At 67.6% G+C, this 23148-nt stretch carries 20 protein-coding genes, 1 tRNA gene and 1 riboswitch; of the genes, 10 read left to right on the forward strand and 11 right to left on the reverse strand.

From position 1 onward, the window contains the following. Window positions 1-17: 17 nt before the first annotated feature. From Q0X16_RS02110 to Q0X16_RS02120, 3 genes are all read right to left on the reverse strand, one after another. Window positions 18-746, reverse strand: coding sequence for a hypothetical protein (locus Q0X16_RS02110; RefSeq protein WP_297830133.1), 729 nt, complete (start codon window positions 744-746; stop codon window positions 18-20). Between the two features lie 10 nt (window positions 747-756). Further along, entirely contained in the window at window positions 757-993 is a 237-nt protein-coding gene (locus Q0X16_RS02115; RefSeq protein ID WP_297830135.1) for a hypothetical protein, read from the reverse strand. Between the two features lie 82 nt (window positions 994-1075). Further along, window positions 1076-1729 (reverse strand): MarR family transcriptional regulator, encoded by a 654-nt coding sequence (locus Q0X16_RS02120; protein WP_297830137.1) that lies wholly within the window; start codon window positions 1727-1729, stop codon window positions 1076-1078. An 84-nt stretch (window positions 1730-1813) separates the two neighbouring features. Continuing rightward, a riboswitch (S-adenosyl-L-homocysteine riboswitch) is annotated at window positions 1814-1899 on the forward strand. Between the two features lie 27 nt (window positions 1900-1926). Here Q0X16_RS02120 and ahcY point away from each other — a divergent pair. From ahcY to Q0X16_RS02140, 4 genes are all read left to right on the forward strand, one after another. After that, window positions 1927-3372 carry an adenosylhomocysteinase gene (gene ahcY, locus Q0X16_RS02125; RefSeq protein WP_297830139.1) on the forward strand — a complete coding sequence of 482 codons (1446 nt, stop codon included), beginning with the start codon at window positions 1927-1929 and terminating at the stop codon, window positions 3370-3372. Window positions 3373-3501: 129 nt separating this feature from the next. Beyond that, complete coding sequence (gene metF / locus Q0X16_RS02130) at window positions 3502-4326, forward strand: methylenetetrahydrofolate reductase [NAD(P)H] (RefSeq protein WP_297830141.1); 825 nt, start codon at window positions 3502-3504, stop codon at window positions 4324-4326. A gap of 53 nt (window positions 4327-4379) precedes the next feature. Next, window positions 4380-4985, forward strand: a complete 606-nt coding sequence (locus Q0X16_RS02135) for a hypothetical protein (RefSeq protein WP_297830142.1) — start codon at window positions 4380-4382, stop codon at window positions 4983-4985. A 75-nt stretch (window positions 4986-5060) separates the two neighbouring features. After that, window positions 5061-5978, forward strand: coding sequence for a branched-chain amino acid transaminase (locus tag Q0X16_RS02140; protein ID WP_297830144.1), 918 nt, complete (start codon window positions 5061-5063; stop codon window positions 5976-5978). Between the two features lie 3 nt (window positions 5979-5981). On the opposite strand, the gene Q0X16_RS02145 is transcribed toward Q0X16_RS02140, so the two are convergent. The 5 genes from Q0X16_RS02145 to Q0X16_RS02165 all read right to left on the reverse strand — a co-directional run bounded on the left by Q0X16_RS02145 (window position 5982) and on the right by Q0X16_RS02165 (window position 11313). Continuing rightward, window positions 5982-7310 carry a HAMP domain-containing sensor histidine kinase gene (locus Q0X16_RS02145; RefSeq protein ID WP_297830146.1) on the reverse strand — a complete coding sequence of 443 codons (1329 nt, stop codon included), beginning with the start codon at window positions 7308-7310 and terminating at the stop codon, window positions 5982-5984. A 6-nt stretch (window positions 7311-7316) separates the two neighbouring features. Then, a complete protein-coding gene (locus tag Q0X16_RS02150) occupies window positions 7317-7997 on the reverse strand; it encodes a response regulator transcription factor (protein ID WP_297830148.1) in 681 nt (226 codons plus the stop codon). A 170-nt stretch (window positions 7998-8167) separates the two neighbouring features. Then, window positions 8168-9082: a 30S ribosomal protein S6--L-glutamate ligase gene (gene rimK, locus Q0X16_RS02155; RefSeq protein WP_297830150.1), complete on the reverse strand. Its 915-nt coding sequence runs from the start codon at window positions 9080-9082 to the stop codon at window positions 8168-8170. 94 nt (window positions 9083-9176) lie between these two features. Then, a tRNA-Gly gene (locus Q0X16_RS02160) sits at window positions 9177-9250 on the reverse strand. 95 nt (window positions 9251-9345) lie between these two features. Then, the gene (locus tag Q0X16_RS02165) at window positions 9346-11313 is read right to left on the reverse strand and encodes an autotransporter domain-containing protein (RefSeq protein WP_297830152.1); all 1968 of its coding nucleotides are present in this window, start codon (window positions 11311-11313) and stop codon (window positions 9346-9348) included. 237 nt (window positions 11314-11550) lie between these two features. On the opposite strand from Q0X16_RS02165, the gene trmB reads away from it, so the two are divergent. Next, window positions 11551-12291, forward strand: coding sequence for a tRNA (guanosine(46)-N7)-methyltransferase TrmB (gene trmB, locus Q0X16_RS02170; RefSeq protein ID WP_297830270.1), 741 nt, complete (start codon window positions 11551-11553; stop codon window positions 12289-12291). Window positions 12292-12382: 91 nt separating this feature from the next. Then, the gene (locus Q0X16_RS02175) at window positions 12383-14221 is read left to right on the forward strand and encodes an SLC13 family permease (protein WP_297830154.1); all 1839 of its coding nucleotides are present in this window, start codon (window positions 12383-12385) and stop codon (window positions 14219-14221) included. A gap of 19 nt (window positions 14222-14240) precedes the next feature. Here the strand turns inward: Q0X16_RS02175 and Q0X16_RS02180 are convergent, their stop codons facing one another. After that, window positions 14241-14588 (reverse strand): Rieske (2Fe-2S) protein, encoded by a 348-nt coding sequence (locus tag Q0X16_RS02180; RefSeq protein ID WP_297830273.1) that lies wholly within the window; start codon window positions 14586-14588, stop codon window positions 14241-14243. 107 nt (window positions 14589-14695) lie between these two features. Here Q0X16_RS02180 and Q0X16_RS02185 point away from each other — a divergent pair, with 107 nt between their 5' ends. From Q0X16_RS02185 to Q0X16_RS02200, 4 genes are all read left to right on the forward strand, one after another. Continuing rightward, window positions 14696-14986, forward strand: a complete 291-nt coding sequence (locus Q0X16_RS02185) for a hypothetical protein (RefSeq protein WP_297830156.1) — start codon at window positions 14696-14698, stop codon at window positions 14984-14986. A 14-nt stretch (window positions 14987-15000) separates the two neighbouring features. Further along, window positions 15001-15726 carry a fumarylacetoacetate hydrolase family protein gene (locus tag Q0X16_RS02190; RefSeq protein ID WP_297830158.1) on the forward strand — a complete coding sequence of 242 codons (726 nt, stop codon included), beginning with the start codon at window positions 15001-15003 and terminating at the stop codon, window positions 15724-15726. 28 nt (window positions 15727-15754) lie between these two features. Then, window positions 15755-16168: a large-conductance mechanosensitive channel protein MscL gene (gene mscL, locus Q0X16_RS02195; RefSeq protein ID WP_297830160.1), complete on the forward strand. Its 414-nt coding sequence runs from the start codon at window positions 15755-15757 to the stop codon at window positions 16166-16168. Window positions 16169-16255: 87 nt separating this feature from the next. Continuing rightward, a complete protein-coding gene (locus tag Q0X16_RS02200) occupies window positions 16256-17647 on the forward strand; it encodes a M28 family peptidase (RefSeq protein WP_297830163.1) in 1392 nt (463 codons plus the stop codon). 322 nt (window positions 17648-17969) lie between these two features. On the opposite strand, the gene aceE is transcribed toward Q0X16_RS02200, so the two are convergent. Next, window positions 17970-20660 (reverse strand): pyruvate dehydrogenase (acetyl-transferring), homodimeric type, encoded by a 2691-nt coding sequence (gene aceE / locus Q0X16_RS02205; protein WP_297830275.1) that lies wholly within the window; start codon window positions 20658-20660, stop codon window positions 17970-17972. A 122-nt stretch (window positions 20661-20782) separates the two neighbouring features. Further along, a complete protein-coding gene (locus Q0X16_RS02210) occupies window positions 20783-23092 on the reverse strand; it encodes an NADP-dependent malic enzyme (protein ID WP_297830165.1) in 2310 nt (769 codons plus the stop codon). Window positions 23093-23148 lie beyond the last annotated feature (56 nt).

Below are 23148 nucleotides of genomic sequence, written 5' to 3' on the forward strand. Positions count from 1 at the left end.
CGGCGCGGGCCGGTTACTCAGCGGTTGGGTTTGCCCGGCAGGCTGAGGTTGCCGGAGGCCACCTTGAACACATCCGCCACGCAAAGCAGCGGCGCATGCACGCTGGCATTGACGCGCAGGCCGGCAGTCACCCCATCGAAACCTCCCGCCGTGACCACCCCGATGTCGTCGAAGGGGACTTTCACCTCCACCGTTCCGGCCTCCAGCGTCGGGCTCCAGCCGGGGCTGTCGAGCAGCAGCGGCAATCCCGGCCAAGTTCGGGGCAGGCGCGGCTTCGCACCCTCCGGGATGTCCACCACCGCCAGTGCGTCCTTGCCGCAGGCCGGGTTCGGCTGCAGCACGACCCAGTGGCTGTGCCAGAGGTCGCCGTCGTTGTCACGGCGGCCATCGCCGTTTTCATCGAACAGCGGCGTGTCATCGAAGTCCGGATGCGCCGTCACCGCCAGCGCCAGGATGCCGGCCTTGCGTTCGAAACCAACTTCCCAAGGATCGATGGTGGTCGGCCAGACATACGAAAACACCTGACTTCCAGCCAGCTTGCCGGAGGCGGACGGACGGGTCCGGCCGGCCTTTCCGGACACCGCCATGTGGAATGTGGCGACATTTCCGCTGGTGCTGATGCGGGTATGGACGATATCGAAATCGGCTGCCACCGCGGTGCTAGCAGGCGTGGCGATGCCGCCGTCGTGGGCCGCGGCAGGTACAGCAGCCAGCAGCAGCGCCGCGGCGATGGGATGCAGGGTCATCGTCGTCTCCTCAGCGCAGATCGGCCAGCGAGGCGCCGAAGTTGACGTGCATCGGCACGCCGCCGATGACCAGCGCCGGCACCGAACGGATGCCGGCGGCCTCCGCTTCGTCCAGACGTGCGCGCTGCTCGCCGAGGTGGACGATCTCGACTTCGTAACGCTGCGGATCCAGCGCGTGGGCAAGGCCCTGTTCGGCTTCGACGCAGACCGGGCAACCGGCGTGATAGAAAACGGCTTTCTGGCGCATAATTTTCGCTCCTCTTGCTTGCTCGTCACGGGTGGGTAGGGGAACCGGGCGGCATCCGACTGCAATCGGGTGCCGCCCTCTTTCATTCCGCGATATGCGGAATCCGTTGCCGGAACCGTTCCCGGTTCACGGCGAAGTCCTCAGCATCGGCCGGCGCATGCTCGGTGCAGTCGTTGCGCAGCTCCAGATCGCCGAACGGCTGGCCGGTGAAGCCGCACAGATGCGGCCGCGCGGCGTCATTGCTGGCGAAGGGTTGGAAGAACCGGCAGCCGATGCAGGTGCGCAGGCCGGTCGCCAAGCCCTGCCGCTGCGCTTCCGCGACCAGCAGCTGGGTGCTGCGCAGCAGCGCGGCGAGGTCGGCTTCGTCCAGCGCCTGCAGCAGCCCCGCCATGCCCTGATCCGGCTGCAGCTTCAGCGCGGCCTGCGCGCGGCCCTTGCGGCTGAGCTGGAGCAACAGCGCGCGTCCATCCTCCGGATCCGGCCGGCGCTGCACCCACCCATGGGCTTCCATCGTCTTCAACGTGTCGCTGAGGCTGGCCGCGGTGACCCCGAGCCGCTCGGCCAGGCGCGCGGCGCGCAGGCCCGGCCCGGCACCGGCCAGCAGCTTCAGTACGCTGGCCTGCACCGGCGGCATCGGCCGCCCGGCCTCGCCGCGCCAGGCCTGCGCCTGCATCAGCCGGGCCAGCTGCTCCAGCCCCGCGGCGACCTGTTCCCGTTGGCGTTCGATTTCCTGCATGAAGATTATGTTAGGACTCCTAACTATAACTGTCAAGCCAGCCGCCCGATCCAACCATGCGCCCGCGGCACGCTACAATGCGCGTCCGCCGAGGGGCGCTGCGATGGAGGCCGGGTCCAACCCCGCCGACCACCAGGCTCGGCGATGTCCAACAACGGCGCCCGTGACCGCATCCACCGCACTCACGGAGTTTCACCATGAACGCTGTTGCCAGGACCTTCTCGACCGAGGGCGACTACAAGGTCGCCGACATCTCGCTGGCCGACTGGGGCCGCAAGGAACTGGACATCGCCGAGCACGAGATGCCGGGCCTGATGTCGATCCGCCGCAAGTACGCCGCCACCACCCCGCTAAAGGGCGTGCGGGTGACCGGCAGCCTGCACATGACCATCCAGACCGCCGTGCTGATCGAGACGCTGAAGGACATCGGCGCCGACGTGCGCTGGGCCTCGTGCAACATCTTCAGCACCCAGGATCACGCCGCCGCCGCGATTGCCGCCACCGGCACCCCGGTGTTCGCGTGGAAGGGCGAGACGCTGAAGGAGTACTGGAACTGCACGCTCGACGCGCTGTCCTTCCCCGACGGCAAGGGCGGCTTCCTGGGCCCGCAGCTGGTGGTCGACGACGGCGGCGATGTCACCCTGCTGATCCACAAGGGCTACGAGCTGGAAAACGGCAGCGACTGGGTCGATTCGCCCTCGGGCAACCACGAGGAGCAGGTGATCAAGGACCTGCTCAAGCGCGTGGCGTCCGAGCGCCCGGGCTGGTGGCACCGCGTGGTGGCCGACTGGAAGGGCGTCTCCGAGGAAACCACCACCGGCGTGCATCGCCTTTACCAGCTGGCCGAAGCCGGCAAGCTGCTGGTGCCGGCGATCAACGTCAACGACTCGGTGACCAAGTCCAAGTTCGACAACCTCTACGGCTGCCGCGAGTCGCTGGCCGACGGCCTGAAGCGCGCGATGGACGTGATGCTGGCCGGCAAGGTCGCGGTGGTGTGCGGCTACGGCGACGTCGGCAAGGGCTGCGCCCACAGCCTGCGCGCCTACGGCTGCCGCGTGGTGGTCACCGAGATCGATCCGATCTGCGCGCTGCAGGCGGCGATGGAAGGCTTCGAGGTGAAGACGGTCGAAGATACCCTGGGCACCGCCGACATCTACGTCACCACCACCGGCAACCGCGACATCATCCGCGTCGAGCACATGCAGGCGATGAAGGATCAGGCCATCGTCTGCAACATCGGCCACTTCGACAACGAGATCCAGGTCGATGCGCTGAAGGCACTGCCGGGCATCGTCCACGTCAACATCAAGCCGCAGGTGGACAAATACACCCTGCCCGGCGGCAACAGCCTGTTCCTGCTGGCCGACGGCCGGCTGGTGAACCTGGGCTGCGCCACCGGCCATCCCAGCTTCGTGATGTCGAACTCGTTCTCCAACCAGACGCTGGCGCAGATCGACCTGTGGGCCAACAAGGATGCGTATGAAGCCAAGGTTTACATCCTGCCCAAGCTGCTGGACGAAGAAGTGGCGCGCCTGCATCTGGAAAAGATCGGGGTGAAGCTGACCAAGCTGACGCAAGCGCAGGCCGACTACCTCGGGGTGCCGGTGGACGGGCCTTACAAGCCGGGGCATTACCGCTACTGACGCTTCGCGCGACGGCAATCCGCGGGCGACGGCGACGTCGCTCGCCGCCGCAGGCGCGGCGCATTCGTCATTTATCGCTTCATGCGAATGATGCGATATTATCCCTGCTCCCTAGCCGTGATCTTTCGCATGCTGCCGCTCTCCTTCGAGTTCTACCCGCCCAAGACCGACGACCAGCGCGCCCAGATGGACCGCACCGTGCGCAAGCTCAAGTCCCACCGGCCGCAGTTCATGTCGGTCACCTTCGGCGCCGGCGGCTCGACCCTGAGCCATACCCCGGAGACCGTGCAGCGCCTGCGCAGCGACCACGGCGTGGCGGGCGTGCCGCACCTCACCTGCATCGGTGGCAGCCGCGAAGAGATCCGCAGCCTGCTCAAGCTGTACCGCGCACTGGGCTGCGATCGCATCATCGCACTGCGCGGCGACCTGCCCTCCGGCATGGCGCGCAGCGGCGATCTGCGCTACGCCAGCGAGTTGGTGAAGCTGATCCGCGAGGAGCACGGCGACCACTTCAAGATCGAGGTCGCGGCCTATCCGGAAACCCATCCGCAGGCCGACGACGCCCACGTCGACCTGCGCCACTTCAAGGCCAAGATCGAGGCCGGCGCGGACGGCGCGATCACCCAGTACTTCTACAACCCGGACGCTTATTTCCGGTTCGTCGAGGACGCGCGCCGGCTTGGCGTTGAAGTGCCGATCGTGCCCGGCATCATGCCGATCGCCAATTTCAGCCAGCTGCGTCGCTTCTCCGAGGCCTGCGGCGCCGAAATTCCGCGCTGGGTGGCGCAGCGCATGCGCGCCTTCGGCGACGACGTGGACAGCGTGCGCGAACTGGCCGCCGACGTGGTCGCGCAGCTGTGCCGCCGGCTGATCGATGGCGGTGCGCCGGGGTTGCATTTCTACACCCTGAACCTGGCGCGGCCGATCCAGTCGGTCCTGCAGCGGCTGGCCTGAACGCCATCGCCCCGAGTCTTCCGCGTTTTCGCCGGTGCGGGTACCCTGCGCCAATGCGTCGTGCCGCTTTTCTTCTGCCACTGCTGTTCCTCGGGTTGGCGCGTGCGCCGCCAGCGCAGACGCAGGTGCGTCGCTGCGTGGCGGCCAATGGCAACATCGTCTATACCGACCGGACCTGCGCCGACCTCGGCGCCACGTCCGCGCTTGCGCCCGCCTCGCCCGCCGACGGCGGCTCCGGCGGCAGCGTGTTGCGCAGCATGTGCGCACGCAACGTGCGCGACCTCGCCTACGGACTGGAAAGCGCCATCCAGTCCGGGGATGCCAACCGGATCGCCAGCCTGTACGACTGGACCGGGATGCCCACGTCCGCGGCCGAACGTCTGATGGACTATTTCGACCGCATCGCCACCCGCACCTTCGTGGATCTCGTGCCGGTCTACTCCAGCGAAGACGTTGCGCCCGCCGCCACGCCAGTGCCCGGCACAGCCGCGGTTCCCGGAACCGTGCCAGACCCGAACGCCCTCCCCGCCCCATCCAGCCCGCCTTCACGCCGCGTGGTCGGACTGCGGGTCGAGCAAGTGCTCACCGATGGGCACACGCCTTCACAGGCCAGTTTCGGGGTGGTCAAACGCATGGGCTGCTGGTGGATCCGCAGCTAGGACGGCATCGTCCCGCCACGGCCACCGCCGCATTGCGGCACAATGGCGCCTTGGCATTGCAGCGAGGGCGAGACGATGGCGACGGAATACCCGCAGAAGATCTGGCACAACGGCACGATCAAGCCCTGGGCCGAAGCCACCGTCCACGTCATGGCGCACGCGCTGCACTACGGCTCGTCGGTGTTCGAGGGCATTCGCTGCTACCAGACCGCCAGCGGTCCGGCGATCTTTCGCCTGACCGACCACAACAAGCGCCTGTTCACCTCGGCCAGGATCCACGAAATCGACATTCCGTACGATCTCGACGCCATCAACGCCGCCTGCCGTGAAGTCGTCCAGGCCAACGGCAACACCACCGACTACATCCGGCCGGTCGCGTACCGCAGCCTTGGCGGTTTCGGGCTGTCGGCCGCGACCCCGGTCGATGTCGCGGTGGCCAGCTGGAAAATGGGCAAGTACCTCGGCGAGGGCGTGCTGGAAAACGGCATCGACGCCTGCGTGTCGAGCTGGCAGCGCTTCGCGCCCAATACCATCCCCTCCGGTGCCAAGGCCGGCGGCAACTATCTGTCCGGCACCCTGATCGCGCGCGAGGCGCGGCGGCTGGGCTTCGGCGAGGGCATCGCGCTGGCCTCCACCGGCCTGCTTAGCGAGGGCGCGGGCGAGAACCTGTTCCTCGTCTTCGACGGTGCGCTGCACACCACCCCGGTCAGCGCCGCGCTGCTCAACGGCATCACCCGCCATTCGCTGATGACGCTGGCGCGCGACGCCGGCATCACCGTCGTCGAACGCGACATGCCGCGCGAGTATCTGTATCTGGCCGACGAAATCTTCATGTGCGGCACCGCCGCCGAAATCACCCCGATCCGTTCGGTGGACTCGCGTCAGGTCGGCGCCGGCAAGGCCGGTCCGCTGACGCGGCGGCTGCAGGAACTGTTCTTCGGATTGTTCGACGGCAAGACGCCCGACAAGTACGGCTGGCTGGAACCGATCTGACCTTCAACCGAACCGCAGCGTTGCGACCACGCCTTTCTCCACGCCCGGCCGCACCTGCACGTCCCAGCCGTACAGCGCGCACAGCCGGCGCACGATCGACAGACCGATACCGCCGCCCTGCGAGTGGCCGGCATGGCTGCCACGGTAGCCACGGGTGAAGAGGTTGGCGGCGTCCTGGGCGCTCAGGCCCGGGCCCGAATCGATCACTTCAACCGCGTTGCGTCCCACGCGCACCACCACCTCGCCGCTGGGCGTGTATTTCACCGCATTGCCGATCAGATTGCCCAGCGCCACCGCCAGGGCGGAATCCGGCACGTCGAGAACCACTCCGGCCTCGCCTTCCAGGCGCAGTTCGACCGGCTTGCCGCCGAGCTGGGCGCGATGGCTTTCCAACTGCTGCTGGGCCACCTTGACCACGTCGCATTCACCCTGCGCGCGCTCGTTGCGCGACAGCAGCAGCAGCGCGCCGATCAGGTCGGTGCACTGCTGTTCGGCGCGCTGGATCCGCAGCAGGCGGGTACGGGCGCGCTCGTCGACGTCGGTCCGCGCCAGCATCAGCTCGACCGCGCCGCGGATCACCGCCAGCGGCGTGCGCAGCTCGTGGCTGACGTCGGCGTTGAATTCGCGGTCGCGCTGGACCACTTCGGTCAGACGCGCCGCATAGTCGTCCAGCGCCTTGGCCAGCTCACCGACTTCGTCCTGCGGGAAATGCGGGGCCAGCGGCTCCGGGTCGGAGCTGGTGCCGGAACGCCGCAGCCGCTGCGCCAGATCCGACACCGGGCTCATCACCCGAGACGCCGCCCACCAGCCGACCAACAGCGACAGTCCGGTGAATACCACGACCACGCCGATCAGCGCGTTGTTGAACTGCTTCTCGCCGCGCGCCGACTCCGACATGTCGTAGGCGAGAAAGAACCAGGCCTGGGGGGTCTTGCGCACGCCCAGCTTGTAGTAGGACTTGCTGCCGTCGTCCTCGACCGCGGTGACGTTGTGGATGCCGTCGCTGAATGCGTACCACTCCGGGCGGTGCAGGCGCAGGTCGTCGAATTTGTCCGGCGTGTAGAAGAACGCACGCAGCTGCTGCACCGGAACCACCGGCTCGCGTCCGCCGCTCTGCTCGAAACGCTTCCACGATTCGTCGAGGTTGCGGTTCATCAGGTCTTCGACCAGCTGATTCTCGACCCGCGCGCGCGCCCAGTTGGTGGTGAACGCCAGCGCCAGCGTCAAGCCGAAGCCGAGCAACAGGTAGGACAGGATGATGCGGCTGCGTAGCCGGCGCCGGTAGCGTGACTGCCTGCGGCGTGGCGCCTTTGTCGAATCGGGCTCGCTCATCCCCGGTCAATCGCTTCCGGCCGGCGCAATCCGGTAACCGATGCCGTGCCGGGTCTGGATCATCGGATGGGCGAACGGCTTGTCCACCACCGAGCGCAAGCCGTGGATATGAACCCGCAGCGAATCGGAATCCGGCAATTCCTCGCCCCAGACCCGGCTTTCCAGGTCCTGCCGGGTAACGACCGCCGGCGAAGCTTCCATCAGCGCCTGCAGGATCTTGAGCGCGGTCGGGTTGAGCTGGATCAGCTTGCCCTCGCGCCGCACTTCCAGGGTGTCGAGGTTGAATTCGAGGTCGCCGACGTTCAGCACCCGCGCCGGCAGTCCACGCCCGCGCCGCGCCAACGCGTTCAAGCGGACGTTGACCTCCTGCAGCGCAAACGGCTTGATCAGGTAGTCGTCGGCGCCGGACTCGAACCCGGCCAGCTTGTTGTCGAGGCTGTCGCGGGCGGTGAGCATCAGCACCGGGGTCTGCTTGCGCGCCTCGCTGCGCAGTTTGCGGCAGACCTCGAGTCCATCCATGCCGGGCAGGTTCAGATCCAGCACGATCGCGTCGAAATCGTGCACCACGGCCAGGTGCAGGCCGGTGACGCCGTCGGCCGCGAAATCGACGGTATGGCCGCATTCTTCGAGAAAATCGCCCAGGTTGGCGGCGATGTCGGTATTGTCTTCGATGACCAGGATGCGCATGTCGTCCTTCCACCAGCGTTGGAACGCGAAGCCGCACCGTGCGGCCTGCTGCGCCTTGTCCTGATTCTGGCACAGCCGCGCCCGCGCCGGCGGAAGCCCGGGTGAACGCCGTCGATCTCAGCCCGTCCGGGGCCGGGATCACGGCGGTTGCCGATACGATCCGTGTTGCCCTAGATCACCGCAGGATTACGGTGGGGCCTTGCCGCACGGGCCAGGGTCTCGTTCACGACGAACTCGACCACCGCGCCGGCGACATCGATCCCGGTCGAGGTCTCGATGCCTTCCAACCCTGGCGAGGCATTGACCTCCAGCACCAACGGTCCGCGTGCGCTGCGGATCATGTCCACGCCGGCCACGCCCAGTTCGAGGATTTGCGCCGCCTTCACCGCCGTGGCGACCTCGGCCCTGGTCGGTCGCACCGCCTTGGCGCTACCGCCGCGATGCAGGTTGGATCGGAAATCGCCGCTCGGGGCCTGCCGTCGCATCGCCGCCACCACCCGCCCGCCGACCACGAAACAACGCAGATCGGCGCCGCGGGCCTCGGCAATGAACTCCTGCACGAGGAAATTCGCGTACAGCCCGCGCAGGGTCTCGATCGCCGCACGCGAAGCCGAAGGTTTCTCGGTCGCCATCACCCCCGCGCCCTGGGTGCCCTCGTTGAGCTTGATGACGTGCGGCGGCGGGCCGAGCATCGCCAGCAGGTCATTGGTGTCGTCCGGATTGTCGCCGAAGACGGTGGTCGGCAGGCCGATGCCTTCGGCCGCAAGCACCTGATGGCAGCGCAGCTTGTCGCGCGCCCGCGCGATCGCGGTGGCGCCGCTGGGGCTGTAGCTGCCCATCAGTTCGAACTGTCGCACCACCGCGCAGCCGTAGCGGGTGATCGACGCGCCGATGCGCGGGACGACCGCCGCATAGCCGGCCGCCGACTTGCCCTTGTAGCGCATCGTGAAGCCGTCACTGCCGATCCGCATGTAGCAGCGCAGCGGGTCGAGCACGCGGGCGCTGTGGCCGCGCTCGCGCGCCGCTTCGACCAGCCGACGGGTGGAATAGAGCTTGGCGTTGCGGGAGAGGATGGCGAGCTTCATGGCAACCTCGACGGCGTGTTCAATTCACTCCAACGCAAAACGCGAACGAAAAAGGCGGCATCCGGGAAGGATGCCGCCCGAGTTTCGCAGGAACTGGAGCGGGTGATGGGAATCGAACCCACGCTAGCAGCTTGGGAAGCTGCAGTTCTACCATTGAACTACACCCGCGAGGTCGCCAGTGTATGCCGGCACCCCGGCGCGATGCAAAGCGCCTTAGGGCACGTCCATGTGCCGCGGGCAACGCTGACTTTTTCAGCGTTGCCTTAGAACGACCCGCTGAGGTTGATGAAGGTGCTGGCGTCGCCGCCGCCGCGCTGGTTGAAGGTCAGGCTGGTGCCGGTGGTGACATCCAGACCCAGCAGCTTGGTGCGGACGCCGAACATCAGCATGCCGTAGCTCTGGTCGAACTCCAGCCCCGGAACCGCATACGGCAGCGAGCCGGGCATCGAATTCGCCGAAGCCCAGACCTGCGCCGGCTGATCCTTGAACTCGCGGTTCCAGGTGACGCTGGCGTAAGGCACCAGATGGTCGTTGATCGCATAGCTGCCCTGCCAGCCGGCGCTGGCGATCGTCGAATGGAAGCGCTGGTCCGGATAGGTCAGCGCCGTCGACTGGGTGCTGTTTTCGGCATAGCCATCGACCTTGATGTTCTGCCACAGCACGTTCAGGACCGGGCCGTGCTGCCACGGGCCGTGGCGGAAATTCCAGCCGATGCCACCGCCGACACTCAGGTTGTCGCCGTTGGGCGAGCCGTCGTAGCTGCGCACCGCGTTGCCGAGCTTGACGTCGCGGCGCACGCGGTAATCCAGCCACGTGTAGCTGAGCTGCGCGTTGGCCCACAAACCGCTGTCGCCGCCCCAGCCGACGAAGCCGCCGAGGCTGGCATCCTTCTGGTGGAAGCGGCCACGACGGAAGCCGAAGTCGATGTTCTGCTGGCCGTAGCCGCCGAACAGGCCGTAGGACAGCAGGCCGCTGCGCCAGCCGATCCCGACCGAACCGGTGAGCCCGTTTCCGTCGAAGCCGATCGAATCCTCGAAGCGCTGCTGGTCGCCGCGCAGGTTCGCCCACCAGCTCATGCCGTCCTGCTGCTTGCCGTTGAAGCCGGTGATCACGCTGCCGACCTCGCGGGCGCGGGCATAGCCCACCGTGGCCGCCGAATGCGGCAGCACCGCGATCTGGCGCGGGCCGTCGACCATCGAAACCGCCAGATCCGCCAGCGTCCTGTGGGCGATCTGGGTCGGATGCACGCCGTCGGCGAACAGGTAGGTGTCGGCGCTGCCCGGAATCATGGACGCCGGGCTGCAGAACAGCGAGGAATCGCCGGCCGGCGGCGGCTGGGTCAGGCAGGCCTTGCCAGTGACGTTGGTCAGGCCGAATTCGGCGGGATTGGCCACCACTTCCTGCAGGAAGTGGTAGGTATCGACCGGGATGATGTGCAGCCCGGCACCGGCAAGGCCGCCGAACAGCGCGTTGTTGTAGCCGGTGGACAGGCCATGCGCCAGCGCAACGCCGGGAGCACCGCCGGCCGCCGCAGACGGCGTCAGGCCCATGTCGGGAAGGGTCGGCACCATCACGTACTGGGCGCCGGCGGTCTTGAGCGCGCCGACCAGCCCGATCTGCGCGGTCACGGCCGGCATGATGATGGCGCCTGCAGCCGCCTGGCCGGCCGCATCGGCCTGCGCCGCGGTGCCGCCGCCGCCCAAGGTGGTGGCATAGGCCACCTGGTAGGCGCCGATCGCGGCGAAGACGTCATTGGCGCCGCCCCAGACGGTGTACAGGGCATTCGGATCCACCGTGTGCCCGGTGGCAAGGTAGGCCGCATACTGGCTCTGCAGGGAGGGAATGTAGCCTAGGGTGCCGACCACGTCGGTGGACACCCGCGCGCCGCCCGCTGCCCAGTTGTTGCCATTATCCAGTGCCGTGTAGGGCCCCGGCGGCGGCGCCCCGGTGCCGTGCCACGCGGTGCTGGCGTTGCTGTGGAAGTAGTCGGCCATGTACTGCGACCAGACGTAGCCCGGGTTGTTGGTGAACTGGCCGATGACCGCGCCGTTCGGCCCCAGCATCTGGACCAGTAGGGGGCGGAAGTAACCGGCGTCGGTCAGGCTGTCGCCGAAGAACACGGTCTGGCTGAAGGGCGATGGCGGCGTGGATTCCTCGCTCTGGGCAAACGCGGGCGACGCGACAAGCGCAAGCGCGACGCACAGCAGGGTCCTGCGGAAAGCGGTTTTCATGGGTATCCTCGACATGGCGGGTGGAATGCTCGGTAATGCACGCCCCGGTGGCCGGTTCCTGCCGGCGCATGAGGCATACGCAAGCGCATGGTACGCGATGATTTCACGAAATCACAACATTTATTGTTCGCCTCCACTCGGATCGAACGGTTCCAGACCGAACCGGCCGTCTCCCGGTCGCGCTGCGGGGCAGGTGCGCCTGGAATTTTTCGTGGAACCCTTCCGTTGACCTCCCGCATCGCCCCCCCCTTCAATCGTGGCGTCACTGCCACGCCGATCGACACCCATGAAGCACGCCGAATCCGCAGCTTCGTGCTGCGCCAGGGACGCTTCAGCCCGGCCCAGCAGCGGGCGTTCGACCAGCTCTGGCCGCGCTTCGGCCTCGACTACGCCGGAACGCCCCGCGATTTCGATGCCGCATTCGGCCGTCGTGCGCCGCGAATCCTCGAAATCGGTTTCGGCAACGGCGAGGCGCTGCTGCATTCCGCCTTGCGCGACTCCGGACGCGACCATGTCGGGATTGAAGTCCACGCCCCCGGCGTCGGCCGCCTGCTCAACGCGCTGGCGGCCGCCGATGTACGCAATGCGCGCATCTATCGGCACGACGCGGTCGAGGTGCTGGAAAACGAGATCGCCGACGCTGCTTTCGACGAAATCCGCATCTATTTCCCCGACCCCTGGCACAAGAAGCGCCACCACAAGCGGCGTCTGGTCAATCCCGGTTTTGCCGCACTGCTGCTGCGCAAGCTGGCGATGGGTGGCCGTTTGCACCTTGCCACCGACTGGCGGGACTACGCCGAACAGATGTGGGATGTGCTCGATGCCACGCCGGGCCTGACCAACGTCGCAGGCGCGCGCGGCCACGTCGCCCGCCCCGACTGGCGCCCGCAGACCCATTTCGAAACCCGCGGCCGGAAGCTGGGGCACGGCGTGTGGGACTTGCTGTACGAAAGATCCGAACCGCAGGTGCGGGATTAACCATTCGTTAAAAAGCGCTACTCTCGCCAAGGCGCCAGCGCTTTGAAGTCCCTCTGGCCCCGCCCCCGACCTCTGGCCCCGCCCCCGACCCATGGAACCCACACTCGCCCTCACCAACGACATGCTGCTGGTGCTTGGCCTGGTGGCATTCACCATGGTCATGTTCCTGTTCGAGCGGATCCGCGGGGACGTGGTGTCGCTGGTGGTGCTGGTGGCGCTGGGACTGACCGGGCTGGTGGCACCTGAGGATCTGTTCGGCGGTTTCTCCTCGGGCGCGGTGATGAACGTGATCGCCTCGATGATCCTCGGCGCGGGGCTGGACCGCACCGGCGCACTCAATCGCCTCGCCGGCTGGTTGCTGCAACACGCCAAGGGCGTGGAAAGCCGGCTCGTGCTGCTGGCTTCGGCGGTGGCCGGGCTGAACTCCTCGATCATCCAGAACACCGCGACCACCGCGCTGTACCTTCCGGTTGCCTCGCGCCTGACCGCGCGCACCGGCCTGAGCCTGTCGCGGGTGCTGGTTCCGATGTCCGCCGCCATCATCATGGGCGGCAGTCTGACCATGGTCGGCAACTCGCCGCTGATCCTGCTCAACGACCTGCTGGTGTCGGCCAACGCCAACATGCCGTCCGGCGCGGCCACCCTGGAGCCGCTGAAGATGTTCGCGCCGCTGCCGATAGGTCTGGCGCTGGTCGCGGCCTCGCTGGCCTACTTCCATTTCTTCGGCGACCGCGTGTTGCCCGAAGCGCGCGACGATGCCGTCACGCCGGCGCGAACCCAGAGCTATTTCGCCCGCGCCTACGGGCTGGAAGGCGACATCCACGAACTGACGGTGACGGCGGACAGCCCGCTGGTGGGCATGAGCGTGGGCGACGCCGAATCCCAGGTCGGCGCCCCGCTGCTGCTGGCGCTGCAGACCGGCACCGAATCGCGGCTGGCGCCGCCCGCCGACGCCCGCATCTGGGTGGGAAGCGTGCTTGGCGTCATGGGCAACCGCGAAGCCATCGCCGACTTCGCGCAAAAGAACTTCCTCCGCCTGTCCTCGCGGATCAGGGTGTTCGGCGATTTGTTCAACCCCAGCCGCGCCGGCATCTCCGAAGCGGTGGTGCCGCCCACCTCGAAGTTCATCGGCAAGCCGCAGGCGCAGCTGCGCCTGCGCAAGCAGTTCGGGCTGAGCCTGCTGGCGATCAACCGCGACAAGCAGGTGCTGCGCGAGGACGTGCGCAACATCCCCATCCGCGCCGGCGACATGCTGGTGCTGCACAGCATCTGGACCGATCTCGCCGAGGCCGCCAAGAGCCGGGATTTCGTGGTCGTCACCGACTACCCGAAGGGCGAGCAGCGCCCGCACAAGTTCAAGATCGCGATGGCCATCTTCGCGGTCAGCATGCTGATGGCGCTGCTGTCCAGCGTCCCGACCTCGATCGCGCTGATGACCGGCGTCGCCGGGATGCTGGTGACCGGCGTGCTGAAGATGGACGAGGCCTACGCGGCGATCAGCTGGAAAACGGTGTTCCTGATGGCCTGCCTGATTCCCCTGGGCTGGGCGATGGATTCCAGCGGCGCCGCCGCCTGGGTGGCGGGCCACACCATCGACCGCATGCCCGAGGGCGTGCCGCTATGGCTGATCGAACTGGCGCTGGCGTTGTTCACCACCCTGTTCGGCCTGGTCATCAGCCACGTCGGCGCCACCATCGTGCTGGTGCCGCTGGCGATCAACCTCGCGCTGGCGGTGGGCGGCAACCCCACCGCATTCGCCCTGATCGTGGCGCTGTCGGCGTCCAACAACTTCATGACCGCCTCCAATCCATCGGTGGCGATGATCGCCGGTCCCGCCGGCTGCACCTCGGCCGACATGTGGCGCTCCGGCGGCCCGCTGACCCTGATCTACACCACGATCATCGTGGTGATGATCAACATCATGTTCTGAAGCGATCCGGCCGTTCCGCTCAGCCGGAGTCCGCCCGGCTCGCGTCGTCGCCCAGCCGCACCTGGCCGTCGGCCACGTGGACCGACACCGCGCACAGGCACTCGCCGCGACAGGGGCCGGCGACGCAGTTCCCTTCGGGCAGGGCAAACGTGGCGCCGTGGACCGCGCACACCAGTTCGCCCTTCCTGGTGCGCAGGAATTTGCCGGGCGCGAAATCGAGCCGACGGCCGGCGTGCGGGCAGGTGTTGAGCCAGGCGCGCACGCCACCTTCGCCATCGCGATAGAGGATCAACGACTCGAGATCCCCATCGATCACGGCCTCGGCCTCGCCGAGGCTGTCCGGGGGAAGGTCGGCCAGGGGCACCAGCGGCGCGCCCGTTTTCCCGCCTTCGTTTAACGAACTGCTCACAACTGCCCCGTCGGTTCTTCCGATACTGGGCGGCAGTATCGCACTACGTCCGTGATCCCCCGTCCATGACGATCTTTCCCGGCTCCGCGTTCCGCTGGTTCCACTTCGATGCTTTCGCCCCGCCGCGCCGCCCGCGCCATCCACTGCTGCGCGCGCTGCTGGGCTTCGTCGGCATCGCGCTGCTGCTGGTGCTGCTGGTGTTCGGCGTTTTCATCGGCGCGGCCATGCTGCTGGGCGGGATGCTGTGGCGAGCGTGGACCGGACGCCACGCAGTCCCGACGCCGACGGCGCGCGAAGACGTCATCGACGGAAGCTTCCGCGTGGTGAATCCACCGCAACTGCCGCTGCCGCGCTGAGTGCACCGCGCCGGATGGATCTGATCCCGGCTTCCGCCGTGCCGCGCATTCCGGTGCTGGGTCGCGCCGGCGTGGTGCAGGGCGAATTTCCCGTCCATCGTATCTATTGCGTCGGCCGCAATTTCGCGGAACACGCGCGCGAAATGGGCGCCGCGGCGCCGGCATCGAAAGCCGAGCGCGGCAGCCCGACCTTTTTCATGAAGCCGGCCGACGCGATCGTCGTCGACGGAAACGTTCCCTATCCGCCCGCCACATCGCAGCTGCACCACGAAGTCGAGCTTGTGGTGGCGCTGGGGCGCAATGCACCCATCGGCGGCGTCGCCGTCAGCGACGCCCAAGCGCTGGTGTTCGGCTACGGCGTCGGACTCGACCTGACCCGCCGCGACCTGCAGTCCGCCGCCAAGGCCAAGAGCCTGCCCTGGGACACCGCCAAGGGCTTCGACCATTCGGCGCCGCTGGGGCCCCTGCTGCCGCGCACCGAAGCCGGCGACCTCGACAGCGCCGCCCTCTGGCTGGAGGTCAACGGCCAGCGCCGCCAGCAGTCCACGCTCGACCGGATGATCTGGCGCGTGCCGGAGATTCTGCATGAGCTGTCGAAGCTGTACGCGCTGCGCGCCGGCGACCTGGTGTTCATGGGCACCCCCGCCGGGGTCGGCCCGCTGCTGGTCGGCGATCGCTTCCACGCCCACGTCGATGGGCTGCACGCGCTGGAAGGATGCGTGGCGCCGGCGCTAGGATGACCCCTTCCCTACTTCGACGGAGTCAGCGATGGGCATGATGGCCGAGTTCAAGGAATTCGCGATGCGCGGCAGCGTGGTCGACCTCGCCGTGGGCGTGGTGATCGGCGCCGCGTTCGGCAAGATCGTCACCGCGCTGGTGGACAAGGTCATCATGCCGCCGATCGGGCTGCTGATCGGCGGGGTCGATTTCTCCAAGTTCGCCTACACGCTGAAGGCCGCCAGCGTCGACGCCGCCGGCAAGGAAGTGCCTGCGGTGGTGATGGCCTACGGCGAGTTCATCAACGCCATCCTGCAATTCGTGATCGTGGCCTTCGCCATCTTCCTCGTGGTCAAGGCCATCAACCGGATGCACAAGCAGCCGGAGGCCGCGCCTGCCGCGCCGCCGCCGACGCCGGAAGACGTGCAGCTGCTGCGCGAGATCCGCGACCTGCTGAAGAAGTAGATCGCGCCGCGGCCCACACTTCCTGCACAGGCGCGCGACGGCATCGGCTGCGTAAGCTGTCCAATCCACCGTCGAGGAGCCCTGCCGATGCGCACCCCCCTGCTGGCCGCCACGCTCGCCTTGCTGATTGCCGCGCCGCTGGCCGCCAGGCAGCCCACGCGCATCCCCGATGCCGCGATCACCCAGGCAAGCACGCTGCGCGCCAGCGCGCTGGCCGATCCCACCGCATGGCAGGTGCTGGAATCGCTGACCACCGAAGTCGGCCCGCGGCTGGCCGGCAGCGAGGGCGACGCCCGCGCCGTGGCTTGGGCGCAGGCCAAGTTCCGCGAACTCGGCTACGACCGGGTCTGGACCGAGCCGGTCACCTTCCCGAAATGGGTCCGCCGCTCGGAGACGCTCGAAGTGCTGGGCGCGCACGCGCAGCCGCTGCGGGTCGGCGCATTGGGCGGCAGCCCGGGCGGGACGGTCGAAGGCGAGGTGGTGCGCTTCCCCGACCTCGCCGCGCTGCAGGCGGTTGCGGACGGATCGCTGGCCGGGAAGATCGTTTTCATCGACTACACCATGCAGGCCCGCCGCGACGGCGGCGACTATCGCACCGCCGGCGGAATCCGCTGGGCGGGCCCGTCGGTCGCCATCCAAAAGGGCGCGATCGGGTTCCTGATGCGTTCGGCGGGCACGTCGCTCTCGCGCGAGCCGCACACCGGCAATACCGGCTTCGCGCCGGGACTGGCGCCCATCCCTTCCGCCGCGCTGGCCACCATCGACGCCGCCCAGCTGGCGCGGCTGGTCGCGCTCGCCCCGACCCGCGTTCGGCTGGCGCTGGACTGCGGCTACGAAGGCGAGGCGACCTCGTACAACGTGATCGGCGAAATCACCGGCAGCGCCCGTCCCGATGAAATAGTCCTGCTCGGCGGTCACCTCGACTCCTGGGACTACGGCACCGGCGCGATCGACGATGCCGCCGGCATCGCCATCACCATGGCCACCGGCGCCCTGCTCAAGCCGCTGCATCCGGCCCGCACCCTCCGCGTGGTGGCTTTCGCCAACGAGGAGCAGGGCCTGTGGGGCGGCCGCGCCTACGCCCAGCGGCATGCCGCTGAGGTCGCCCGCCACGTGATCGCGATCGAAAGCGATTTTGGCGCGGCGCCGATCTTCGGTTTCGACTCCAGCGCGCGCGACCTGCAGCCGCAGGCGCTGGCGCAGATCCAGCAAGCGCTTGCACCGCTGGACATCGCATGGCTGCCGAAGCAAGGCGACCCGGAATCGGACATCGGCGGCATGACCGATCTGGGCACCGCCTGGGCCTGGCTGGGCCACGACGGCACCCGCTACTTCGACCTGCACCACACGGCCGACGACACCCTCGACAAGGTGATCCCGCAGGAACTGGCGCAGAACGTCGCCGCCTACGCCGTGTTCACCTGGCTTGCCGCGCAGGCCGACGGTGGCTTTGGCAGCGCGCCGAAGCCGGCGAAATAGCTTCAGTAGTCGCGGGAGGCAGAGCGTTTTAGACGCGGATTGGCGCGGATGAACGCGGATAAGGCGATCAGGGCGATGGGATCCTGACGCCTCTGATCCCGACGCGCAGCAGGGACAAGGCCGCGAGCCGCTGACGGAATTTTTCTGAGACGTGGGTGACTACGCGCCCGATGCGCTACGCCCCCTCTGGCCATGGCTGCCTTTGCTGAAGCGGTGGTGGTTATCCATCCGCGTTCATCCGCGCCAATCCGCGTCAAAACACACAGTCAAGAAAAAGGCGGCACAGGCCGCCTTCTCCCAGCACCAAAACCGCCGCCGCCGCTCACGCCAGCAGCGGGTTGGGCAGTTCCGGATCGATCTTGTAGAGCTTGAGCGCGCGGGCCACGTCCTTGCCGGTCAGCTTGCCGTCGGCGGCCAGCGCGGCGACCGCCGCCTGGGCGATGTGGTAGCGGTCCACCTCGAAATGCCGGCGCAGGTTCTCGCGGGTGTCGCTGCGGCCGTAGCCGTCGGTGCCCAGCGCGGTGAAGCGCATCGGCACGAATTCGCGGATCTGGTCCGGGAAGGCGCGCACGAAATCGGTCGCGGCCACCGCCGGCCCGCTGCGGCCTTCCAGCAGCTGCGTGACCCATGGCTTGCGCGGGGCCTTGGCCTCCGGGTGCAGGCGGTTCCAGCGGGTGGCATCGACGCCGTCGCGCGCCAGTTCGGTGAAGCTCGGGCAGGACCAGAGATCGGCCTTGATGCCGAAATCGGCGTCCAGCAATTCGGCCGCCGCCATGACTTCACGGAAGATCGTGCCGCTGCCCATCAGCTGCACGCGCAAGTCGCCCTTCTTGCCCTTGCCCGCATCCTTGAAAAGATACATGCCCTTGATGATGCCCTCGGCGCTGTCTTCGGGCATGTCCGGGTGCGGGTAGTTCTCGTTGTGGACGGTAATGTAGTAGTAGCCGTCGTGCTGCTCGGACAGCATTTCCTGCATGCCGTGCTGGATGATGGTGACGACCTCGTAGGCGAAGGCCGGGTCGTAGCTGCGCACGCTGGGAATCAGCGCCGCCTGCACGTGCGACTGGCCGTCGCCGTGCTGCAGGCCTTCGCCGTTGAGGGTGGTGCGCCCGGCGGTGCCGCCCAGCAGGAAGCCGCGCGCGCGCATGTCGCCGGCCTGCCAGGCGAAGTCGCCGAAGCGCTGGAAGCCGAACATCGAGTAGTAGATGTAGAACGGCACCATCGGCAGGTCGGACACGCTGTAGCTGGTGGCCTGCGCCATCCAGCTGGCGAACGCGCCGGCCTCGGTGATGCCCTCCTGCAGCACCTGCCCGGCCGCGTCCTCGCGGTAGAACATCAGCTGATCGGCATCGACCGGCTTGTATTTCTGGCCCTGCGGCGCGTAGATGCCGAGCTGGCGGAACAAGCCCTCCATGCCGAAGGTGCGCGCCTCGTCGGCCACGATCGGCACGCAGCGCGGCCCGACCTCCTTGTCGCGCAGCAGGATGTTGAGCATCTGCACGAAGGCCATGGTGGTGCTGATCTCGCGCTCGCCGGTCGATTTGAGCAGGCGCTCGAACGTGGACAGGGGCGGCGCCTTCAGGGTCTGGGTCGAACGCTGCCGGCGCGTCGGCAGGTAGCCGCCCAGCGCGGTGCGACGCTCGCGCATGTACTCCATTTCCGGAGACTTGTCGGCCGGCTTGAAGAATGGCACCGCGCCGTCCTTGAGCATCTCGTCGCTGATCGGCAGCTGGAAGCGGTCGCGGAAGGCGCGCACCGATTCGTCGTCGAGCTTCTTGGTCTGGTGGGTCGGGTTGAGCGCCTCGCCGGCGCTGCCCATGCCGTAGCCCTTGACCGTCTTGGCCAGGATCACGGTCGGCTGTCCGACCGTCTTCACCGCCGCGTCATAGGCGGCGTAGACCTTGTGCGGATCGTGCCCGCCGCGGTTCAGGCGCCAGATGTCGTCGTCGCTGAGGTTGGCCACCATCGCCAGCGTCTCCGGCGTCTTGCCGAAGAAATGCTGGCGCGTGTAGGCGCCGCCGAAGGCCTTGCAGTTCTGGTACTCGCCGTCGACGGTGTCCATCATCACCTTGCGCAGGATGCCCTGGGTGTCGCCCGCCAGCAGCGGATCCCAATAGCTGCCCCAGATGCACTTGATGACGTTCCAGCCGGCGCCGCGGAACTGGCCTTCCAGTTCCTGGATGATCTTGCCGTTGCCGCGCACCGGGCCGTCGAGGCGCTGCAGGTTGCAGTTGATGACGAAAATCAGGTTGTCGAGGCCTTCGCGGCCGGCGACGCCGATGGCGCCCAGCGACTCCGGTTCGTCGGTCTCGCCGTCGCCGAGGAAGCACCAGACCTTGCGATTGGTCTTGGGCATCAGCCCGCGCGCTTCCAGATATTTCCACGCCCGCGCCTGATAGATCGCGGTCAGCGGGCCCAGGCCCATGCTCACGGTCGGCACCTGCCAGAAATCCGGCATCAGCCAGGGATGCGGATAGCTGGAAATGCCGTGGCCGTCGACCTCCATGCGGAAGGCTTCGAGCTGGGCCTCGCTGATGCGCCCTTCGAGGAAGGCGCGCGAATAGATGCCCGGCGAACTGTGGCCCTGGATGTAAAGCAGGTCGCCGGGGTGTTCCGCGGTCGGCGCGTGCCAGAAATGGTTGAAGCCGACGTCGTACAGCGTGGCGCAGCTGGCGAAACTGGCGATGTGACCGCCCAGCGCGCCGGGCTTGCGGTTGGCGCGCACCACCATCGCCATCGCGTTCCAGCGGATGATCGAGCGGATCCGCCACTCCAGATGCGCGTCGCCCGGCATCTGCGGCTCGATGTGCGCCGGGATGGTGTTGATGTAGGCCGTGGTCGGCGCGAACGGCAGGTGCGCGCCGGCGCGCCGGGTCAGTTCGACCATGCCTTCCAGCAACTGGTGCGCGCGCCCGGCCCCGTCGTGGTCGATGACCGCCTTGAGCGACTCGATCCACTCCCGCGATTCCTGCGGGTCGGGGTCGTTGCGCAGCATCTCGTTGAACCAGTTCATCGCACGCCTCGAGTTGAGCAAATACTCGACAGAGTCTAGCAAGTCGCGATGAAGGGGAATGCTGCAATGCAGCTCAAGTCATGTTTTTATCCGGATATATCCAAAAATTCATCAAAACGCGCTCAGTCGGCCATCCGGTCCCGTCGCGAGGCCGCCGCGCGGAGCTGCGCATCGACGGCGACCACCGCGGTCATGTTCACCACCCGGCGCGAGCTGGAGGCCGGGGTCAGGATGTGCGCCGGCTGGTCCAGGCCCATCAGGATCGGCCCGATCGCGACCCCGCGCGTCATCACCCGGACCAGGTTGTAGGCGATGTTGGCGGCATCGAGGTTGGGCAGCACCAGCAGGTTGGCGCGACCCTTGAGCGTGGTGTTCGGGAAGATGCGCTGGCGGAGGATCTCGTCCCAGGCGGTGTCGGCCATCATCTCGCCATCGACTTCCAGCTCGGGCGCGCGCTCGCGCAGGATTTCGCAGGCTCGGCGCATCTTGGCGGCGCTGGCGTCCTGGTGGCTGCCGAAGTTGGAATGCGACAGCAGGGCCACCTTGGGGTCGATCCCGAACAACCTGAGCCGCAGCGCGGCCTGCATCGTGGCCTCGGCGATCTTCTCCGCCGACGGTTCCAGGTGCACGTGGGTATCGACGAAGAACCAGGCGCCGGCGTCGTTGAGCACGCCGGTCATGGCGGCGGTCCCCTGCGCGCCGGGCTCGAACTCGAAGATGCTGTGCAGGTAGCCCAGCTTCTTGTGGTAGCGGCCGACCAGCCCGCAGATCAGGGCGTCGGCCTCGCCGCGCTCCACCATCATCGCCGCGATCAGGGTCGGGCGCGAACGCATCAGGTTCTTGGCCGCATCCGGCGTCACGCCGCTGCGTTCGTTCAGCGCGTGGTACTGGCGCCAATAGGCGTCGAAACGCGGATCGTCGCCGATGTCGGTCAGCTCGAAATCCACCCCGGCGCGCATGCGCAGCCCCAGCTTCTCGATGCGGCTTTCGATCACCTCCGGGCGACCGATCAGGATCGGGAACGCGAGTTTCTCGTCGATCACGGTCTGCACCGCGCGCAGCACCACGTACTCTTCGCCTTCGGCGTAGACCACGCGCTTGCGGTCGGCACGGGCGCGGTCGTAGACCGGCTTCATCATCAGGCTGGTGCGGTAGATGAACTGGCCCAGCTTCTCGGTGTAGGCGTCGAGGTCGGCCAGCGGGCGTTCGGCGATGCCGGAATCCATCGCCGCCTTGGCCACCGCCGGCGCCAGACTGGTCAGAAGGCGCGGGTCGAACGGCCGCGGGATCAGGTATTCGCGGCCGAAGCGCGGCACCTCGCCGCCGTAGGCGCTGCCGAGGTCGGAGGCCTCGCGCCGCGCCAATTCGGCGATCGCGCGCACGCAGGCCAGCTTCATGTCCTCGTTGATTTCCCGGGCGCCGACGTCCAGCGCACCGCGGAAGATGTAGGGGAAGCAGACCGCGTTGTTGACCTGGTTGGGGAAATCCGAGCGGCCGGTGGCGATGATCGCGTCCGGGCGCACCGCCAGCGCGTCGGACGGCAGGATCTCGGGGTAGGGATTGGCCAGCGCGAGGATGATCGGGTTCTCCGCCATCGTCGCCACCATCGCGGGCGTCAGGATGCCGCCGGCGGACAGGCCGAGGAACACGTCGGCACCGGCCACGATCTCCGCCAGCGTGCGCTTGTCGGTGTCGCGCGCGTAGCGGGCCTTGTCGGGGTCGAGGTTTTCGCGGCCGGCGTGGATCACGCCCTGGCGGTCATAGGCGATGATGTTCCCGGGCTTCAGGCCCAGCGCCACCAGCATGTCGAGGCAGGCGATCCCGGCCGCGCCGGCGCCGGTGGTCGCGAGCTTGACCTCCTCGATCTTCTTGCCCGCCACGTGCAGGGCGTTGAGCACGGCGGCGCCGACGATGATCGCGGTACCGTGTTGATCGTCGTGGAACACCGGGATGTTCATCCGCTCGCGCAGCTTGCGCTCGACGATGAAGCACTCCGGCGCCTTGATGTCCTCCAGGTTGATGCCGCCGAAGGTCGGCTCCAGCGCGGCGATGATCTCCACCAGCTTGTCGGGATCGCGCTCGTTGACCTCGATGTCGAACACGTCGATGCCGGCGAACTTCTGGAACAGGATGCCCTTGCCCTCCATCACCGGCTTGCCTGCCAGCGGCCCGATGTCGCCCAGCCCCAGCACCGCGGTGCCGTTGCTGATCACCGCCACCAGATTGCCGCGCGCGGTGTATTCGCTGACCTTGCGCGGGTCGGCGGCAATTTCCTCGCAGGCGAAGGCCACGCCCGGCGAATAGGCCAGCGCCAGGTCGCGCTGGGTCACCATCGGTTTGGTGACCGCGATCTTGATCTTTCCCTTCGGTTCCTGGCTGTGGTAATCGAGCGCCGCCTGCTTGAGATCCTCACTCGCACGGCTGTCTGACATGGGGTTCTGTCCGATTCCTGTTCCGGGCCGATGATGATAGCGACTTGGCCATGCAG

The organism is Thermomonas sp. (assembly GCF_025993755.1).
Lineage (GTDB): Bacteria > Pseudomonadota > Gammaproteobacteria > Xanthomonadales > Xanthomonadaceae > Thermomonas.

Coding starts and splice junctions, on each gene's coding strand:
- Q0X16_RS02110 (WP_297830133.1), bottom strand. CDS start 746: ATGACCCTGCATCCCATCGCCGCGGCGCTGCTGCTGGCTGCTGTACCT.
- Q0X16_RS02115 (WP_297830135.1), bottom strand. CDS start 993: ATGCGCCAGAAAGCCGTTTTCTATCACGCCGGTTGCCCGGTCTGCGTC.
- Q0X16_RS02120 (WP_297830137.1), bottom strand. CDS start 1,729: ATGCAGGAAATCGAACGCCAACGGGAACAGGTCGCCGCGGGGCTGGAG.
- ahcY (WP_297830139.1), top strand. CDS start 1,927: ATGAACGCTGTTGCCAGGACCTTCTCGACCGAGGGCGACTACAAGGTC.
- metF (WP_297830141.1), top strand. CDS start 3,502: ATGCTGCCGCTCTCCTTCGAGTTCTACCCGCCCAAGACCGACGACCAG.
- Q0X16_RS02135 (WP_297830142.1), top strand. CDS start 4,380: ATGCGTCGTGCCGCTTTTCTTCTGCCACTGCTGTTCCTCGGGTTGGCG.
- Q0X16_RS02140 (WP_297830144.1), top strand. CDS start 5,061: ATGGCGACGGAATACCCGCAGAAGATCTGGCACAACGGCACGATCAAG.
- Q0X16_RS02145 (WP_297830146.1), bottom strand. CDS start 7,310: ATGAGCGAGCCCGATTCGACAAAGGCGCCACGCCGCAGGCAGTCACGC.
- Q0X16_RS02150 (WP_297830148.1), bottom strand. CDS start 7,997: ATGCGCATCCTGGTCATCGAAGACAATACCGACATCGCCGCCAACCTG.
- rimK (WP_297830150.1), bottom strand. CDS start 9,082: ATGAAGCTCGCCATCCTCTCCCGCAACGCCAAGCTCTATTCCACCCGT.
- Q0X16_RS02165 (WP_297830152.1), bottom strand. CDS start 11,313: ATGAAAACCGCTTTCCGCAGGACCCTGCTGTGCGTCGCGCTTGCGCTT.
- Q0X16_RS02175 (WP_297830154.1), top strand. CDS start 12,383: ATGGAACCCACACTCGCCCTCACCAACGACATGCTGCTGGTGCTTGGC.
- Q0X16_RS02185 (WP_297830156.1), top strand. CDS start 14,696: ATGACGATCTTTCCCGGCTCCGCGTTCCGCTGGTTCCACTTCGATGCT.
- Q0X16_RS02190 (WP_297830158.1), top strand. CDS start 15,001: ATGGATCTGATCCCGGCTTCCGCCGTGCCGCGCATTCCGGTGCTGGGT.
- mscL (WP_297830160.1), top strand. CDS start 15,755: ATGGGCATGATGGCCGAGTTCAAGGAATTCGCGATGCGCGGCAGCGTG.
- Q0X16_RS02200 (WP_297830163.1), top strand. CDS start 16,256: ATGCGCACCCCCCTGCTGGCCGCCACGCTCGCCTTGCTGATTGCCGCG.
- aceE (WP_297830275.1), bottom strand. CDS start 20,660: ATGAACTGGTTCAACGAGATGCTGCGCAACGACCCCGACCCGCAGGAA.
- Q0X16_RS02210 (WP_297830165.1), bottom strand. CDS start 23,092: ATGTCAGACAGCCGTGCGAGTGAGGATCTCAAGCAGGCGGCGCTCGAT.